This is a genomic window from Neobacillus driksii (assembly GCF_013409995.1).
GTDB classification, from domain to species: Bacteria; Bacillota; Bacilli; order Bacillales; family Cytobacillaceae; genus Neobacillus; species Neobacillus driksii.
This window is the reverse complement of record NZ_JACCBX010000007.1, coordinates 255,965-271,570: the sequence shown is the minus strand read 5'-3', so window position 1 is coordinate 271,570 and position 15,606 is coordinate 255,965. Positions and strand designations below refer to the sequence as shown.

15 protein-coding genes and 1 riboswitch are annotated in these 15,606 nt (G+C 41.0%); all 15 genes read right to left on the bottom strand.

Annotated elements, in window-relative coordinates:
- Positions 1 to 32: 32 nt before the first annotated feature.
- The 15 genes from F4694_RS17480 to F4694_RS17410 all read right to left on the bottom strand — a co-directional run bounded on the left by F4694_RS17480 (position 33) and on the right by F4694_RS17410 (position 15,492).
- Positions 33 to 782, bottom strand: coding sequence for a sirohydrochlorin chelatase (locus F4694_RS17480; protein ID WP_179600260.1), 750 nt, complete (start codon positions 780 to 782; stop codon positions 33 to 35).
- 21 nt (positions 783 to 803) lie between these two features.
- The gene (gene cobA / locus F4694_RS17475) at positions 804 to 1,580 is read right to left on the bottom strand and encodes a uroporphyrinogen-III C-methyltransferase (RefSeq protein WP_179600258.1); all 777 of its coding nucleotides are present in this window, start codon (positions 1,578 to 1,580) and stop codon (positions 804 to 806) included.
- A 30-nt stretch (positions 1,581 to 1,610) separates the two neighbouring features.
- Positions 1,611 to 2,210 (bottom strand): adenylyl-sulfate kinase, encoded by a 600-nt coding sequence (gene cysC, locus F4694_RS17470; RefSeq protein ID WP_179600256.1) that lies wholly within the window; start codon positions 2,208 to 2,210, stop codon positions 1,611 to 1,613.
- A gap of 13 nt (positions 2,211 to 2,223) precedes the next feature.
- Positions 2,224 to 3,396, bottom strand: coding sequence for a sulfate adenylyltransferase (sat, locus tag F4694_RS17465; RefSeq protein ID WP_179600254.1), 1,173 nt, complete (start codon positions 3,394 to 3,396; stop codon positions 2,224 to 2,226).
- A 101-nt stretch (positions 3,397 to 3,497) separates the two neighbouring features.
- A complete protein-coding gene (locus F4694_RS17460; RefSeq protein WP_179600252.1) occupies positions 3,498 to 4,556 on the bottom strand; it encodes an inorganic phosphate transporter in 1,059 nt (352 codons plus the stop codon).
- A 15-nt stretch (positions 4,557 to 4,571) separates the two neighbouring features.
- Complete coding sequence (locus F4694_RS17455; protein WP_179600250.1) at positions 4,572 to 5,288, bottom strand: phosphoadenylyl-sulfate reductase; 717 nt, start codon at positions 5,286 to 5,288, stop codon at positions 4,572 to 4,574.
- A 70-nt stretch (positions 5,289 to 5,358) separates the two neighbouring features.
- Positions 5,359 to 5,460: riboswitch (SAM riboswitch) on the bottom strand.
- A gap of 145 nt (positions 5,461 to 5,605) precedes the next feature.
- Positions 5,606 to 6,652: an anthranilate phosphoribosyltransferase gene (locus F4694_RS17450; RefSeq protein WP_179600248.1), complete on the bottom strand. Its 1,047-nt coding sequence runs from the start codon at positions 6,650 to 6,652 to the stop codon at positions 5,606 to 5,608.
- Complete coding sequence (gene cobA, locus F4694_RS17445; RefSeq protein ID WP_179600246.1) at positions 6,636 to 7,409, bottom strand: uroporphyrinogen-III C-methyltransferase; 774 nt, start codon at positions 7,407 to 7,409, stop codon at positions 6,636 to 6,638. The genes F4694_RS17450 and cobA (F4694_RS17445) overlap by 17 nt, the downstream gene beginning before the upstream one ends.
- A 15-nt stretch (positions 7,410 to 7,424) precedes the next feature.
- Positions 7,425 to 8,270, bottom strand: coding sequence for a formate/nitrite transporter family protein (locus F4694_RS17440; protein ID WP_179600244.1), 846 nt, complete (start codon positions 8,268 to 8,270; stop codon positions 7,425 to 7,427).
- Between the two features lie 119 nt (positions 8,271 to 8,389).
- The gene (gene nirD / locus F4694_RS17435) at positions 8,390 to 8,713 is read right to left on the bottom strand and encodes a nitrite reductase small subunit NirD (protein WP_179600485.1); all 324 of its coding nucleotides are present in this window, start codon (positions 8,711 to 8,713) and stop codon (positions 8,390 to 8,392) included.
- A gap of 15 nt (positions 8,714 to 8,728) precedes the next feature.
- Entirely contained in the window at positions 8,729 to 11,137 is a 2,409-nt protein-coding gene (gene nirB / locus F4694_RS17430) for a nitrite reductase large subunit NirB (RefSeq protein ID WP_218895712.1), read from the bottom strand.
- A 218-nt stretch (positions 11,138 to 11,355) separates the two neighbouring features.
- Positions 11,356 to 11,556: a CLC_0170 family protein gene (locus tag F4694_RS17425; RefSeq protein WP_179600243.1), complete on the bottom strand. Its 201-nt coding sequence runs from the start codon at positions 11,554 to 11,556 to the stop codon at positions 11,356 to 11,358.
- Positions 11,557 to 11,566: 10 nt separating this feature from the next.
- Positions 11,567 to 12,784, bottom strand: a complete 1,218-nt coding sequence (locus F4694_RS17420) for a Ger(x)C family spore germination protein (RefSeq protein ID WP_179600241.1) — start codon at positions 12,782 to 12,784, stop codon at positions 11,567 to 11,569.
- The gene (locus F4694_RS17415; RefSeq protein WP_179600239.1) at positions 12,765 to 13,877 is read right to left on the bottom strand and encodes a GerAB/ArcD/ProY family transporter; all 1,113 of its coding nucleotides are present in this window, start codon (positions 13,875 to 13,877) and stop codon (positions 12,765 to 12,767) included. The genes F4694_RS17420 and F4694_RS17415 overlap by 20 nt, the downstream gene beginning before the upstream one ends.
- The gene (locus F4694_RS17410) at positions 13,825 to 15,492 is read right to left on the bottom strand and encodes a spore germination protein (protein ID WP_179600237.1); all 1,668 of its coding nucleotides are present in this window, start codon (positions 15,490 to 15,492) and stop codon (positions 13,825 to 13,827) included. The genes F4694_RS17415 and F4694_RS17410 overlap by 53 nt, the downstream gene beginning before the upstream one ends.
- Positions 15,493 to 15,606: the final 114 nt, after the last annotated feature.

Genomic DNA, 15,606 nt, shown 5'->3' with positions numbered 1-15,606 from the left:
TTTTTAATGACCCAGTTCTCTATTTATATGTTTTAGTTACCTAAATTCTTTTGTTTCTGCTCACCAACCGCACGTTCGATTACAATATCTTCTATTACGGTATGGTTGCTTAAAGCTGGAGTACAAAGAATCTCTTGACCTTCTTTTTGACGAGATCGCACGATTTTGTTCAATTCTGCAAGAAGGAGACCGGTAAATAGCATATAAGGAGCGACAATTACTCGGCCTTTAGCTCCTTCCGATATCGTCTCTAATCCCTCACTCAGCTTCGGTTCAGTGGCTGCAAAATAGCAAACAGTTACCTTTTCAGGTCCAAGCCGCCCCCCGATGCCATCTGCAATCTTAGCAAAGTTCACATGAACATCAGGGTCACTGCTGCCCACACCGACAATCAATAACCTGTCAGCGGGAAGCACTTCACCTGCTGAATCCTTAATTAACTCAGCGACCGCATCCAAAATAACTTCCTGCACGCCAAATGGATTCTTTATTTTGACCGGAATAGTAGGATATTTAGCCATTAAAGGTGACAAGGCTTCAGGGATATCCCGTTTTATGTGTCCCGCTGCCAAAAGAAACAGAGGAACGACATCGATTTCCGTTGCACCTTGTTCAACACATGTTTCAAAGCCTTCTTCAATCAGCGGCTCTGTCAACTCAAGGAAACTGACTTCCTGAATTGGTACATCAATTCGCTCCTTAACCTTGTTAATAAAGGCTTTAATTTCGACCGCACCTTTTTTTGAGCGCGTACCGTGGCCGATATAAAGAATTGCTTTCATACAATGTGCTCCCTTCAGTTGTTACCGGTTAGCTACTGGAATATTTGGTACAATTTCTTCTTGGAACCAATTTAATTTTTTGTGCAAACTAACAACCTCGCCAATTACGATCATACTCGGATTGGTAATTTGCTCTCTTTCCACCACTTCTTCAATATTTTCAAGTGTTCCTACCACAATCCTCTGGTCACGTAATGTCCCCCAATGAATCAGAGCAATTGGAGTCTGTGGTGATTTACCGTTTACGATTAAGTGTTTGGTTATCATCGGAAGATGGGCTATACCCATATACACACAGATCGTATCTACACCCTTCGCCAAATGTTCCCACTGATGTTCGGCACAGGCATCACCAGCCTGATGTCCGGTAATAAATGCGAAGCTTTTACTCAAGGAACGATGGGTAACAGGAATTCCTGCATATGCAGAAGCAGCAATTCCAGCTGTAATACCTGGAACGATTTCAAACGGAATATTATGCTTCGCACATTCCTCCGCTTCTTCGCCGCCACGTCCGAAAACAAAAGGGTCTCCTCCTTTTAAGCGAACAACCTGATACCCCTTTTTGGCATATTTCACTAGGAAACGATTAATGGTTTCCTGTTTCATTGTATGATAATGTGGAAGCTTGCCGCAATAGACAAGTTGTGCTCCCTCTTTTGCATTCTCCAAAAGTTCAGGATTTACCAGCCGATCATAGAGGATGACATCAGCTTGCTTGAGGCAGCGTAATCCTTTTACTGTAATTAAATCTGGATCTCCAGGACCCGCACCTACTAAATAAACCTTGCCAACCATTGATCAGCCATCCTTTCTTAGCGACTCATGTTAGAGAATGTTCTTTTCTTGGAGGTAACTTAAAATTTGATTCACTGCCTCTTCCACTGTTAAAAGGTCAGAACGAACTGTAATTTCCGGAAATTCCGGTGCTTCATAAGGGGAATCGATCCCCGTGAAATCCTTTATTTCCCCGCGGCGAGCCTTTGCATAAAGCTGCTTTGGATCACGCTTTTCACATTCTTCAATTGGACAGTCAACAAAAACTTCGATAAACTCGCCTTCTTGGAAAATCTCCCGAACTTGGTCGCGGTCGGAACGGAATGGCGAGATAAATGCCGTCGTTACAACGGCACCGCTATCTACAAACAATTTGGCAACTTCGCCAATTCTTCTGATATTCTCTGTCCGATCATGGTCTGAAAAACCAAGGTCTTTATTTAATCCATGGCGGATATTATCACCATCTAAAACATATTCATTAATACCCTGACGGTACAATGCGCTTGATACGGCGTTTGCAATCGTGGATTTACCAGAACCAGAAAGTCCTGTAAACCATAGTACACAGCTTCCATGACCATTTTGAGCATGACGGTCGGATTTTGAAACGGTACTTGCATGCCAAGTGATATTCGTTGCTTTTGTCATTTGTTTCTCCTCCTTAGACCGTCGCCTTTTCTTCTTTCATTCCTTCAATCAACACTTCGACAACCTCTTTACGGCTGAAAGTGGATGGTGGAAGCTGGCCTGCGCGAAGCAATTCTCTTACCTTTGTTCCAGAAAGGATCACTCTGTCTTCATTGCTATGCGGGCAAGTTTTATCAGAAGCCATTCCTTCACACTTTGTGCAATAGAAGCTATGTTCAAAGAATAATGGTTTAATACCAAGTTCCCCTTCAGGGAATTCATTAAAAATTAATTGAGCATCGTACGTACCATAATAATTACCTACACCTGCGTGGTCACGGCCAACGATAAAATGCGTGCAGCCAAAGTTTTTACGGGCAATTGCATGGAAAATCGCTTCTCTTGGTCCTGCATATCTCATTGCCGCTGGGTAGACACCAAGCTGTACACGTTCCGCTGGGTAATAGTTTTCAAGAAGGACACGATAGCTTTTTAGACGAACATCCGCTGGGATATCGTCAGACTTTGTTTCGCCAACAAGTGGATTCACGAAAAGTCCATCAACAGTTTCAAGTGCTGCTTTTTGAATGTACTCATGTGCACGGTGAATAGGATTTCTTGTTTGGAAACCGACAACTGTTTTCCAGCCTTTTTCTTCAAACAATGCACGTGTTTCTTTCGGCTCAAACCAAACGTCGCCAAAGATTCCTTTTTCCGGCTTTTTAACTAACACTACTTCACCAGCCACATAGACAGGTCCTCTTTCATACAGACGCTTTACTCCTGGATGAGCAGTTTCAAGTGTTCTATAGACCTCTACGGCTTCCTTGTCTAAATTCGGTTCATACCACTCTGAAACAGTAATAACTCCATATACCTCTTTATTGTAAACTAGCTTGATTTTCTCCCCAACTTCAAGTGTTGCTGCTGTTTCATAAGAAACTGGAAGTGTAACAGGAATTGACCAAATCGTATTGTCACTAAGGCGCATGTTCTCTACAACATTTTCATAATCTGCTTTTCCAAGGAAACCGGTTAAGGGACTAAATAACCCAACACCGATCAACTCAAGGTCACTTAAGGCAATAGCGTCGATTTCTAGGTCTTTTTCGATAGATGTAACATCATAGTTTGGATCAAATGCTTGGATTAGTTTACCTCCATGAGGTGCTGGTAAAAATGACAACAGAATCAAACCTTTCTTCATTGAATTTACGTTTTTTTTATAAAAAGCCTCTAAATTAGAGATTTATATCAGCGATAAAGAATTTATCGTTGAAATCAAAATGTTTTAGTGAAGCTATCAAACTACTTTTCTGCCGTTTCTATGACTGGTTGATTTGACCTTTTCATCAATGACGACACTCCAAATACGGAGATTAAAACGCCTGCCATTGCTACAATCGGATAAAAGTTATGTTCAATCAGCAATTGGATAAGTGTATAAGAAAGCACCATGGATAAAACAGGTGACACAATCCAAACCGTAAGTAGCTGAACCACTATACCCTTTTTTAAGACAGACTTGCCATGCTTGGCAAAGCCGATGCCAATTATTGACGATGTCGTGATTTGTGTCAGTGGTACAGGAATACCGAAGACAGAGGCTACAGTAACTATTGCTGCTCCAGTTCCAGAAATGACACAGCCCTCTTCCAATCGAAGTTTGGTTATTTTTTTACCATTTGTTTCGAGAACACGATGACCTAACAGAATGGCACCAGCGGCGACAAAAAGTCCGCCCCAGAAAATCCCAGAACTTGTCGACATGATGTCCGCCCCGACTAGTGGTCCAACCGCATTGGCGACATTGTTCATTCCCGCTGAGAAAGCTTCAAATAACCCCATACATACGACAAGTACGGATAGGATAGGAATGGCTTTCGGCGCCTCCATCCATCGTTTCAATGTTTTAATTTTTAATAGCTTCGCAGCTAGGATGGCAATCACAAATGCTGCGAAAGGAGTAAGCAGCCAAAAGACCATAATCCATGCTAGATTGCTAACAAACACAGATTGATAAACAATACCGGCCCCTACCACTGACCCAACTGCTACTTCACTTGTGGAAAGTGGTATCCCAAATATATTCGCCAAGAATAACGATAGTGCTGCTGAAGCTAACACGATAAGAGCAATAGGTACGGTAAACGTGCTGTTCGGAACTATTCCGCTGCCAATGGTTTTGACTACTTCGCCGCCTCCTAGCCATGCGCCAAAGAATACGGTAACACCGCACATTAACAATGCCAGCCTTTTCTTTACTACACCCGCTCCATAAGAAATCCCCATCGAAGCAGCGGCACCGCTAGCACCAATATTGACTGCAAAAAATAAACCTATTATTACTGCTATAACTGTGAGCAAACTAAAAGCCCCCTTTTAGGATGTGTGTAAGCCACACTCCGTCTTGCCGCTTCCCACCCAGCGTCCTGCACGTGAATCACCATCTTCCGTAACAGGCTGTGTACAAGGAAAACAGCCGATACTAGGATAATTTTGATCATGTAAAGGATTGTAAGGGAGATCTTTTTCCTTGATATAGGCCCAAACTTCGTCCCATGTCCAGTGAATAAGCGGACAGATTTTAATGTTTTGAAACTTATCATCTTTATTTAAAAATTGAGTGTTAGCTCTAGTGGGTGATTGTTCTCGGCGCAGCCCTGAAATCCACGCTTGTTTAGCCGTCAGTGTTTCCCTTAATGGAATGACTTTACGGATATTACAGCATTGATTAGGCTCCCTCTTCCATAGTGCTGACCCATATTGCTCGCGTTGCTCATCTAATGTTAGCTTTGGCAGTTTTCGTTCAATCCTTAATGAAGGAAAACGCTCTTCGATTTTGTTAATAACCTCATATGTTTCCGGAAAGTGTAAGCCAGTATCTAAGAAAACAATATGCGCGTCTGGCTTGACCTGTTGGATGAGGTCGATTAACACAATCGCTTCAGCACCAAAACTGGATGCATAGACAATTTGGTCTTCTGGATAAGAGTTGTATGCCCACTCCAATACCGATTTTGCTCCCTTTGTTTTATCCTCAATAGAGAATTGATCGGATATCTCATTCCAGTTTTCATATGTTACCGTTATAGTCATTACTATAAACCTCCTCTGTTTATCAAAAAAGCCTTTCCCGAAAAGGAAAGGCATCTCACGAAAGTTAAACGCCTTATCTCCCAAAATGAAGATCATTTTGCTGGAATTAGCACCTTGCACAGCAGGTTGCCGGGCTTCATAGGACCAGTCCCTCAGCCTCTCTTGATAAGTATTTGTAATTGATGAAATTAATCCTACCATACCAATAGGTTTTATGTAAATGAAAAAATACAAAATTAAGAAAAATTAATTTGTCTACATTTTTAGCCTTATAAAAAATAAGCGTCCTAGACAGATATTCGTCCAGAACGCTTATATTACGAAGTACTATTCTCAGGCTGACTTACCTTCCATTTTTCTAATTGCCTTAAACCACGTTGTTCATTTAGTTGTTGTTTAGCTACCTCTATACCTTCTCCGATATCATTGACTACACCAAACAGGTAATAGCGAATGCCGGTATTAAAAAGTACCTGATTGTAAAAGGGCTGTAATGATTTGGATTGATCCCCGCTGAGAATCGCAAGCGTAATGTCAGACTGTTCTCGTGCAGATAGCTTGGCATCTTTATCAAACTCCTGCACCAACAGCCCATATTCCTCTGGTTTTACAATCGATGATTCGATATTATTGTCTGTTATTTTATAAATAAAGCTATTGCGGTGAACAGGCAAATCCTCAGAACCTTCCATCCCTTGAACCACATAAACATTTTTAAAGGAAAGTTCTTTAAAAATGGGTGCAATTTTGTTAATCGCTGTCCGGTGATAAGCTCCCATCATCAGTGATTCTGCATTGGCTAGATTTAATAACTTCTCTACTGTATTAAAAAGAGTTCTTACCCCCAACTCTTTGCGAATCCTCCGGAGTTTTCCTAAACTAGGGCAATATTCTTCTGTGTTTGCAAAAGCAATTCCTGCTTCTTGAATTGTTTTTGTCAATCTTTGCGGCGGTTGAGAAACATTTAGACCTAATTGTAAAAGAATTTCCTTGAGCGCTGTTCCATATTTCGGCGGCAGTGAATCACTGCCATGTAAAAACACTGGAAACCCGTATTCCGCCATCAAAATAGCAGTAGGAATAGTCCCAGTAAAGGAATTTCTTCCATTATACGGACTGGCTAGATCAATAATCGACTGGTTTGACACTTCAAATTTATTCGTAACATCCTGATAGGCATGCACAAACGCCAGCAATTCCTCCGGAGATTCCGTTTTTAATCGGAGTGCAACCAGATAGGCTGCAATTTGGGCATCTGTCGCCTTGCCGCTAATAATCGTTTGAGCGACTTCTTTTGTTTGTTGATAATCTAAATCTTTTGACCCTCTTTTTCCTCTTGCGACTTCTTTAAGCCATTGTTGCATAGCTTTCAGCCTTCCCCTCTGCTTCTAGTAAACTTATTTTATCACGGAAGGTGACAACTTCTCCAACAATTACCATAGCAGGATTTTGAATACCTTCTTTTTTAACGACGCTGACAATGGAGCTAAGTGTTCCTGTAACCGTTCGCTGTGCCAGTGTTGTTCCTTGCTGAATGATCGCAACAGGGGTATTTTCATTTTTTCCATGTTTCATTAATTCCTCGCATATATACGAGAGGTTGGTTATTCCCATGTAAATAGCCAGTGTGTCAACTGCAGTTGCGAGACTTTTCCAATTAATATCGGTTGGCTCCCCCTTCGGCTTATGCCCCGTGACGACAGCAAAAGAGCTTCCTAATTCTCGATGTGTAATGGGGATTCCAGCATAGGCTGGAGCGGCTATTCCTGCTGTTATGCCTGGAACCACTTCAACTTGAAGCCCCTTTGCCACCAAAGCTTCGACCTCCTCTGCTCCGCGTCCAAATACAAAGGGATCACCGCCTTTTAAGCGGACAACGGTTTTCCCTTGTTTGGTGTACTTGACTAGCAGATGGTTGATCGTTTCTTGCTGTAATGTATGATAATTTGGTTGTTTCCCACAATAAATCAGCTGGCAATCCCTATTTGCTTCCTTTAACAGTTCTGGATTAACCAGACGGTCATAAAGAATAACATCTGCATTCTGGATACATCTTAATGCCTTTACCGTTATTAATTCCGGGTCACCCGGGCCTGCTCCAACAATATACGCTTTCCCCATAACCATCGCTCCTTCTTATCGCTGTGTACTCGATACAGCTGCTTTTGTTCTGGGCATTTCCAAAACCATTCTCGATTCTTGTTTCCCGTGTGTGTAATAAAGCGCAAATCCGGTAAAAAGAACCCCACTGACTAAATTCCCAATTAGCACAGGTATTTGATTCCACAGCCACCAATCAGCTATGCTAATATCTGCGCCAAGAATCATGCCTGCTGGGATGACAAACATATTGACAACTGCGTGCTCAAAGCCTTGGGCAAAGAAAATTACTATTGGCAGCCACATTGCCGCAATTTTTCCAATTACGGACTTTGTCGTCATTGCCATTACAACACCAAGTGTCACCATCCAATTACAGAGCATCGCTTTTACAAATACGACGAGCAACCCTTCTGGACCGAGACTTTTGTACCCCAGCGTTTTTGTTTCCGCCACTGCAAGGATCTTTGCAGTAACTGCATGATTGGTGACCTGACCGAGCTGTGTAACAGCTACTATATATAAAATGGCGTAAAAAACAGTTCCAATTACATGACCAACAATGACCCAAAACCAATTCTTTAACATCTCGGTTCCTGTTGCTTTTTTCGCCATTACTGCAACGGGAATGAGAGCAAAACTTCCTGTAACTAATTCCAATCCAAGGAGAATAATAATGACAAATGCAGCAGGAAAAAGTAATGCCCCGACAATCCCTAGTCCTGTTTGGATCTCAGCTGTAAAAGCCAATGTCGTGCCAAATCCGAGCAAGGCTCCACCTAGTGCACCCCTGATGAGCAGATCCTTAACAGGTAATTTTGCCTTTACTTTTCCTGCTTGAATCATACTTTCCACTACTTGATTTGGACTTATTCTCGACATCTTTTTCACCCCCAAAATTTTATGAACTTGTTTCATTTTTTCATAGTGACCGAAACCACGTTCGCTGCCCTGACTCGATCACTATGAACCTATTGAACGAACGAGACCGACATCCCCATCTATTCTCTGATTAAGACATAGACTTGACCGCTCTTAACCTCCACTGGGTAAGTCTGAACGCAACCTACATCTGGCGCCTGGACATTGCCGTCTTTAACACTTATTTTCCAATCATGCATGGGGCAAAATACATATTCCCCACTGAGTATACCTTCTGCAAGGACGCCGCCTTTATGGGGACAGCGGTTCTCAATGGCTCGGATATCGCCATTTTCCGTTTTAAAAACGGCGATTTCCTTATTGCCAACGATGACTGTTTTTCCCAACTTTTGCGGTAATTCTGCTACTTCCCCGATGAAGACGCTGCGTAATGTTTTTTCCATAAGATCCACTCCCCATTATTTCGTTTCTACAGGTACCTTTACATTTTGATATAAGTCTCTTAAAAGGTTTTTATTATTAATCGCTTCTTTCCATGGATCTTGAACCACAGACAGTGCCTCATCGATTCGATTATTGTATTCCTTGACCATTAATTCATCCGATAGCACCTCTCTAATATGGTCGATCCCTAAGCGCTCCACCCATGCTGAAGTCCTTTCTAGGTATTTAGCACTTTCGCGATAATATTGAAGGAATGCCCCAATCATCTCGACCAACTCATCACCTGATTTGAACTTAAACAATAAATCCGCTTCACGTAGATGAGTCCCGCCATTGCCGCCTACATACATTTCCCAAGCACCTTCCACACCGACCACACCTACATCTTTAATTCCGCTTTCTGCACAATTACGGGGACAGGCTGACACAGCCATTTTCACTTTATGCGGAGTGTTTAGACCTTCGAACTTCCTTTCTAGTCTGATTCCCATTCCAATTGAATCCTGCGTTCCAAACCGGCAGAAATTTTCACCTACACAGGTTTTTACAGTGCGAAGTCCTTTAGAATATGCTGACCCAGATGGCATATCAAGTTCTGCCCAAATCTTTGGCAGGTCTTCTTTGTATACACCGAGTAAATCAATACGTTGACCGCCCGTAACCTTTATCATGCCAACCTTATATTTATCGGCAACATCGGCAATTTTCCTTAGGTCTTCGGAGGTTGTAACGCCGCCATACATTCTTGGAACAACGGAGTAGGTACCATCCTTTTGGATATTCGCATGCATTCTTTCATTAACATATCTGGCTTCGTGCTCGTCTTGATATTTCAGTGGATTGATCATTCCTAAGTAATAATTTAAAGCTGGTTTACATTTTGAACAGCCATCAGACTCCCACTCCAACACGTTCATTACTTCGCGAATATGAGTGAGACCTTTTTCACGAATTTCCGCAAGGACTTCATCCCTTGATAATGTGGTACAGCCACAAATTGCTTCCTTTTGGTCCGCTTGATAGTGTTCTCCAAGTGTACATGCAAGTAAATCAGAAACAAGAGATTTGCAGCCCCCACATGAGCGGGAAGCGTTCGTACAGCCTGTCACCTGATCAACGGTCGTTAATCCATTTGCTTTAATTGCCTCGACAATACTTCCTTTTGTGACACCATTACAGCCGCAAATAATCTCCTCATCAGACATGCTTGCTACTAAATTAACCTCAGAATTAGCACTTTGAGATGACTCTAAATACTCCTCAATCAGTGCCCCTTTTTTAATAAAGTCGAATAACTTATTTCCATCCTTTGTATCACCGAACAGGACAGCACCTGCAATTTTTCCGTCTTCAATGAGTACTTTCTTATAAGTCCCATTCCAATCGTCGTACATTTTATATACTTTGGTACTCTCATCTTCGTTTATTTTTCCTGCCGAGAAAACATCGACACCAGACACCTTTAATTGGGTTGATAACACAGAACCTTGGTAGCCATTATCTCGCACGCCACAGAGTCTTTTCGCTAATACTTGTCCTTGCTGATATAGAGGAGCCACTAATCCGTAGGCAATTCCGCGGTGCTCGGCACATTCTCCTACCGCAAACACATTTGGGATGTCTGTCTCTAAATAATCATTTACAAGAATACCTCGGTTAACAGGTATACCCGCTTCTTGTGCCAACGCGACATTGGGTTTAATCCCGACCGCCATCACGACCAAATCTGCTTTAATTCTGCTTCCATCCGAAAATTTTAGTCCTGTGACATGTTTTCTGCCGGTAATTTCTGCAGTATTTTTTTGTAAAATAAAATTCATTCCCTGTTTTTCTAGTTCTGCTTGCAGTAATTTCCCTGCGGTTCGATCTAACTGACGCTCCATTAAGTAATCGAAAATATGAATGACATCTACCTCCATTCCGAGGTTAAGAAGTCCTCTTGCCGCTTCCAATCCCAGCAGGCCTCCGCCAATGACCGCCGCTTTTTTGTGTTTTTTCGAATATTCAATCATCTCTTCGCAGTCTTTTATATTCCGAAACGCCTTAACTCCTTCCTTATCGGCGCCTGGTAATGGAAGCATGAATGGGTTGGAGCCAGTAGCAATGATTAATTGATCATAGGATTCTGTTCGCCCTTTATCAGTACTGACCGTTTTTGTTTTTGTATTAATGGCTGTAACTGTCTCTCCTGGATAAAAGCGAATCATGTTATCTTGATACCATTCCCAGTCATTTAAGGTAATGTCACTCACTGAAGTACCACCCTGCAACACCTTTGATAATTGAATTCGATTATAATTTGGATATGGTTCTGTACCAAAAATTGTAACTTCAAATCCATCTGGGTTTATTTTCAACACTTCTTCAATCGCTCTGACTCCTGCCATTCCATTCCCTATGAGAACTAGCTTTTGTTTTATCATGTGAACACCTTCCTTATTCGTTTTGAATTATCTGAATTATTTATAACATCATGACAGCTTTATTTACATGACTTTGGAAGGTTATCTAACACATTATTTCACTACTTTAACCGGATAAAGTATCGTAAAAACCTTTATTTTATCAAGGTGATAACGGATACATTTACCCTCAAAATTCATAAAAAAATTGGACCTCAGAATGAAGTCCAAAAACCAAATCACCACATGAAATGTGAAAATATGAAATCTCCAGCAATTAACCCAAAGCCAATTGAAATATTTACCAATCCTAAAAATTTTGACACCTTCTGTTCTTTTTTGAGCGAAGCATTTTTATAAGCTTTTACATCGGTAAGTAGGATTAATCCCCCTGTTACCCAGCAGAGTACGATTACATAATTTAAATATCCGATATACATAAAAAACTCCTTATTTAGATTTCATGCCAACTCGGTGAATATGGGAATCAACCTTTACATCAAAAGTAAGATTCTGGTAAATTCCATCCCACTTTTCTTTTGTTTTTACGTTTCGGTTCCAATATTGCGGTAATTTGGCCCGAAAATGTTCACCAAACCCAAAAATATCAGATTTTGTTTTCTGCGTTGTAGCTATTAATTTTTCAATCGACCTTTTGGCATCTTTAGAAGTTGCTTTTTCAATTTTTTTCAATATAGCTGAATCCGATAGCTGTATTGCTGCACTTTCCTTTTCATCTATTTCACTTTCATACTGGATCTTAATTGAGACATGCGGTTTACCATTTTTAATACCGACTTTCGTTCTTGTATTTCGGCTGACTGTCCTTACTAAGACGGATTCATCCTTGCCAGGTACTTCGGCAAATGCACCATAACCGCCTCTGCCTATTCCCCTTACGGACATAAAAACACCTATTTCCAGTGGATTTGTCTTACCGACCATCTTATCACCATGAAAATAAGCTAGACCGTTTAGTTGTATGGCAGACTTTCCTTTTAATTCTAAGTATGGAAGGTAAGGATCCTGGCCCTTACTAGAGTAAATGGTCCAAAAAAGGCCAATGAAGCTGGGTGGAAATTTTCCTAATGCCGTTAAATTATCAACCAGTTCTGCTAAATATAGGGATGGAATACGTTCCAGCTCTGGGGTTATGTTCATATATTTTGATGCTGGTTCCTTTGACACCACTAGTGAGGCAGTTCTGCGAATCTCGGGATTACGTCTTAGAAAATCATTAAAACGGCTTGTTCCTGATCTTGCTATATCCTCACTAAAGACAATTATCCGTAAATGACCTAAAAACAATTCATTCGCAACTTCCTGCTGCAGATTTAGCATCGCATCCTGAAAGGAATGGCCAACCACCTCTACAACCAATACTGGCTTTGCAGAACCACCAGGCTGCTGTGGACCTAGTGGTATTTCTCCAGGGACAGCAATTTGGGCAGTAACCTTAATCATCTCTTCATCAGGAGTCGGAAATTCTTTGCTCAAATGAGAGATCTCATCTTCCTTTTTTCGATCCTCTTCACTCGCTATATCAACTCCAATTGCCAAAACATTTGCTCTTTTCTCGATTTCCCTACTATCCCAGCAGCCAGATAGGAATAATGGTATGAGAATAGAAAACATAATAATTATTAACTTACGATGGTTTAGCCACATTTTTTTTCCTCCTCCAGCTCCTGAGGAAATCGATTAGTAAAAGGAAAGCAGGATAGATAATTGTAATAAGTAAACCTGCTCTTCCAATTAATTGGATAATCTCATACATGTGTAAAACGTTTTGCGGTGCCATCGCCAAAAAAAACACAAATGGCAGAATAAAATAAGAGAGTACTTTATGGTCTTTCAGTCTGAAAAGCTCTTTAATAGAATGGATGGTAAAGTAGTAACTTGAGAATAAGGTAGTAAAAACAGCCAAAACCCATACCGCCAAAAAGATGATATCGAGCCTTTGTAGGATATTACCTGGAATTGCTGTTGTCCGAGCCAGTTCTAACGTGGGCCAAAAGATTTGTTTAATTTCTTCTGGTCCAAAAATAGCCACCGTAGCAATCACAATTAATAAGTATAGTCCTCCTGAAATCAGGATTCCCCATAAACTAGCCTTCATTGCTTTTTTGGGCGTTTTCATGGCAGGAATAATCATCGTAATAATGAAGGACCCCTGAAATAGCGCTGAAACGGTGAGCATCCCTCCAGCCATATTCCAAAGATCATTTCCTAAAAAAATTGGACGTAAATATAAGAGATTGGCATTCTTCAATGAAAAGGCAACGACAATTAAAACGGGTGCTAATATCATAGGGACATACAGATTGTGGATATAGGCAAAAACATTGATATTGTTCCGACAGCTAATCGCTGCCAATAAAAGCATAACAATAACCGTTACTTCTAAGGGTGTTTCTCTTAGCACTGCCGTTACCACAACAGCACCGAACTCTCGTGCTGTCAGACTACTTAATATTAAAAAAAAGAAGATAACAACTATGCTAAAAATCTTCCCCAGCCATTTCCCAATGATATCTTGACTATAAGTAATAATGGTTTTATGAGGATGGCGAATCCCAAGATAAGTTAGGATCATTAATCCAATAGCTGCCAAAAAAACTCCAGTCAGGGTGACGAATGGAGCACTCGTTTCCCCTGCTCTGACAGCAAACAAAGGCAATGGGAGAACACCTACCCCAATAATCGTACTAATTAAGATCGTTGTGGCTTGAAGTGCTGTTATTTCCTTCGGATCCCCCATCAGTTGTTCCCTCCCGCTGATCATTTCCTAGTTTGCTATGCTCTAACATCTTATTTTCATTTTCTGAAAGTCTAGATTGGTTAGATGGATGAAGAAAGTCCGGTCTTTTCGGCATCCACCATAACGGACTCCGTACCACTACATCTTTCATCCCTTCATAGTCAGAGGGAGAAACAGGTGCCATATATGGGACACCAAAAGATTTTAAAGAGAGCATATGATTGAAAATAAAGATAACACCTACCATCACGCCGTATAGTCCGAAAATCCCAGCCAAAATCATGATAGGAAATCTCAGCATCCTTAGCGCAAACGCTGCTGTATAGGTGGGTGTGGCAAACGAACCAATTGTTGTTAAGGCAATAACCACTACTGTTATCGGGCTGGATAAACCTGCTTCAACAGCAGCCTGTCCGATTACCAGCACCCCAACAATGGATAAGGCTCCGCCTACTTGTTTGGGAAGCCGGACCGTCGCTTCACGCAATATTTCCATAGAAACTTCAATAATTAGAACCTCAATTACCGCTGGATAAGGAACCCCTGCCCGGCCGCCAGCAACAGCTACTGCAAATTCTGTCGGCAGTAATTCAGGATTAAAGGAAATAAGGGATACATAGAGTGACGGAAAAATAAGTGAAAACACTAATGCCAATATCCGCGCCAGTCTAACAAAACTTCCCATTAAGAACCTTGACGAATAATCCTCTGTTGTTTGGTAAAATTGATTAAAAACAACCGGTACCAATAAAGAAAATGGTGAGCCATCAACTAGAATAGCCACTCGTCCCTCTATTAAATTTGCCACGGTTTTATCTGGTCGTTCTGTGGATTGGGTCTGAGGAAATGGTGAGAAAGGATTATCTTCAATAAATTGTTCTAGATATCCCACATCTAGGATGGCATCAATATCAATCTCCGAAAGCCTCTTTTCCACTTCTTTGATCACTGTCTCATTTGCAATTCCTTTAAGGTAACAAATGGCCACCGTTGATTTTGTCAGCCGGCCGATTTTCATGGTTTTTACTTGGAAGTCTGGTGTTGGAAGTCTGTATCTTAATAAGGCAATATTCGTAGCGATGCTTTCAATGAAACCCTCCCTTGGTCCTAAAATGACTTGTTCGGTTTGAGGCTGGTCAATCGCTCTTTTTTCCACTTTTCGTGTTCCAATATGAATGGCTTCCTTGATGCCATCAATAAAAATCACCGTTTCACCGCGAAGCATCAATTGAATTAATTGATCAATGCTATCTCCAACCTTTGCCTCACTATGATAAATCGTTTCTGTTAGGATCATGTCGATCAATTGGGTAAGTGGTTTTTCCTTTCCCATTAAATGATCAGGTTCATACATGAGAGACTTCAGTATATCCTTATTAAGAGAATCTTTATCAACTAAGCTAGAAAAATATACGCAAGCTGCTGAGAATTGGCCAAAAATCTTAAAATGTTTTATTTTTAAATCTTCGTTATTACCGAGAATATCTTTGATTTGTTTCTCAGTCTCCGTTAATGAGCTAGAAGTTGGTGTGTTTTCCTTTTGTGAAACCAATTTACTCGGAGTTAATAATTGTGGTTTTTTAACGGTTCGTTTCTTCTTTCGAAAAAAGGACACACTCCCACCTCCTAACTAATAATTTTTACCAGTTCACCAATTTTATTCCTCCTTGACCATTGGTTATTGAGATAAAAAAACAGAAATCTAGAAAGACCTCTATTTTCCTGTATT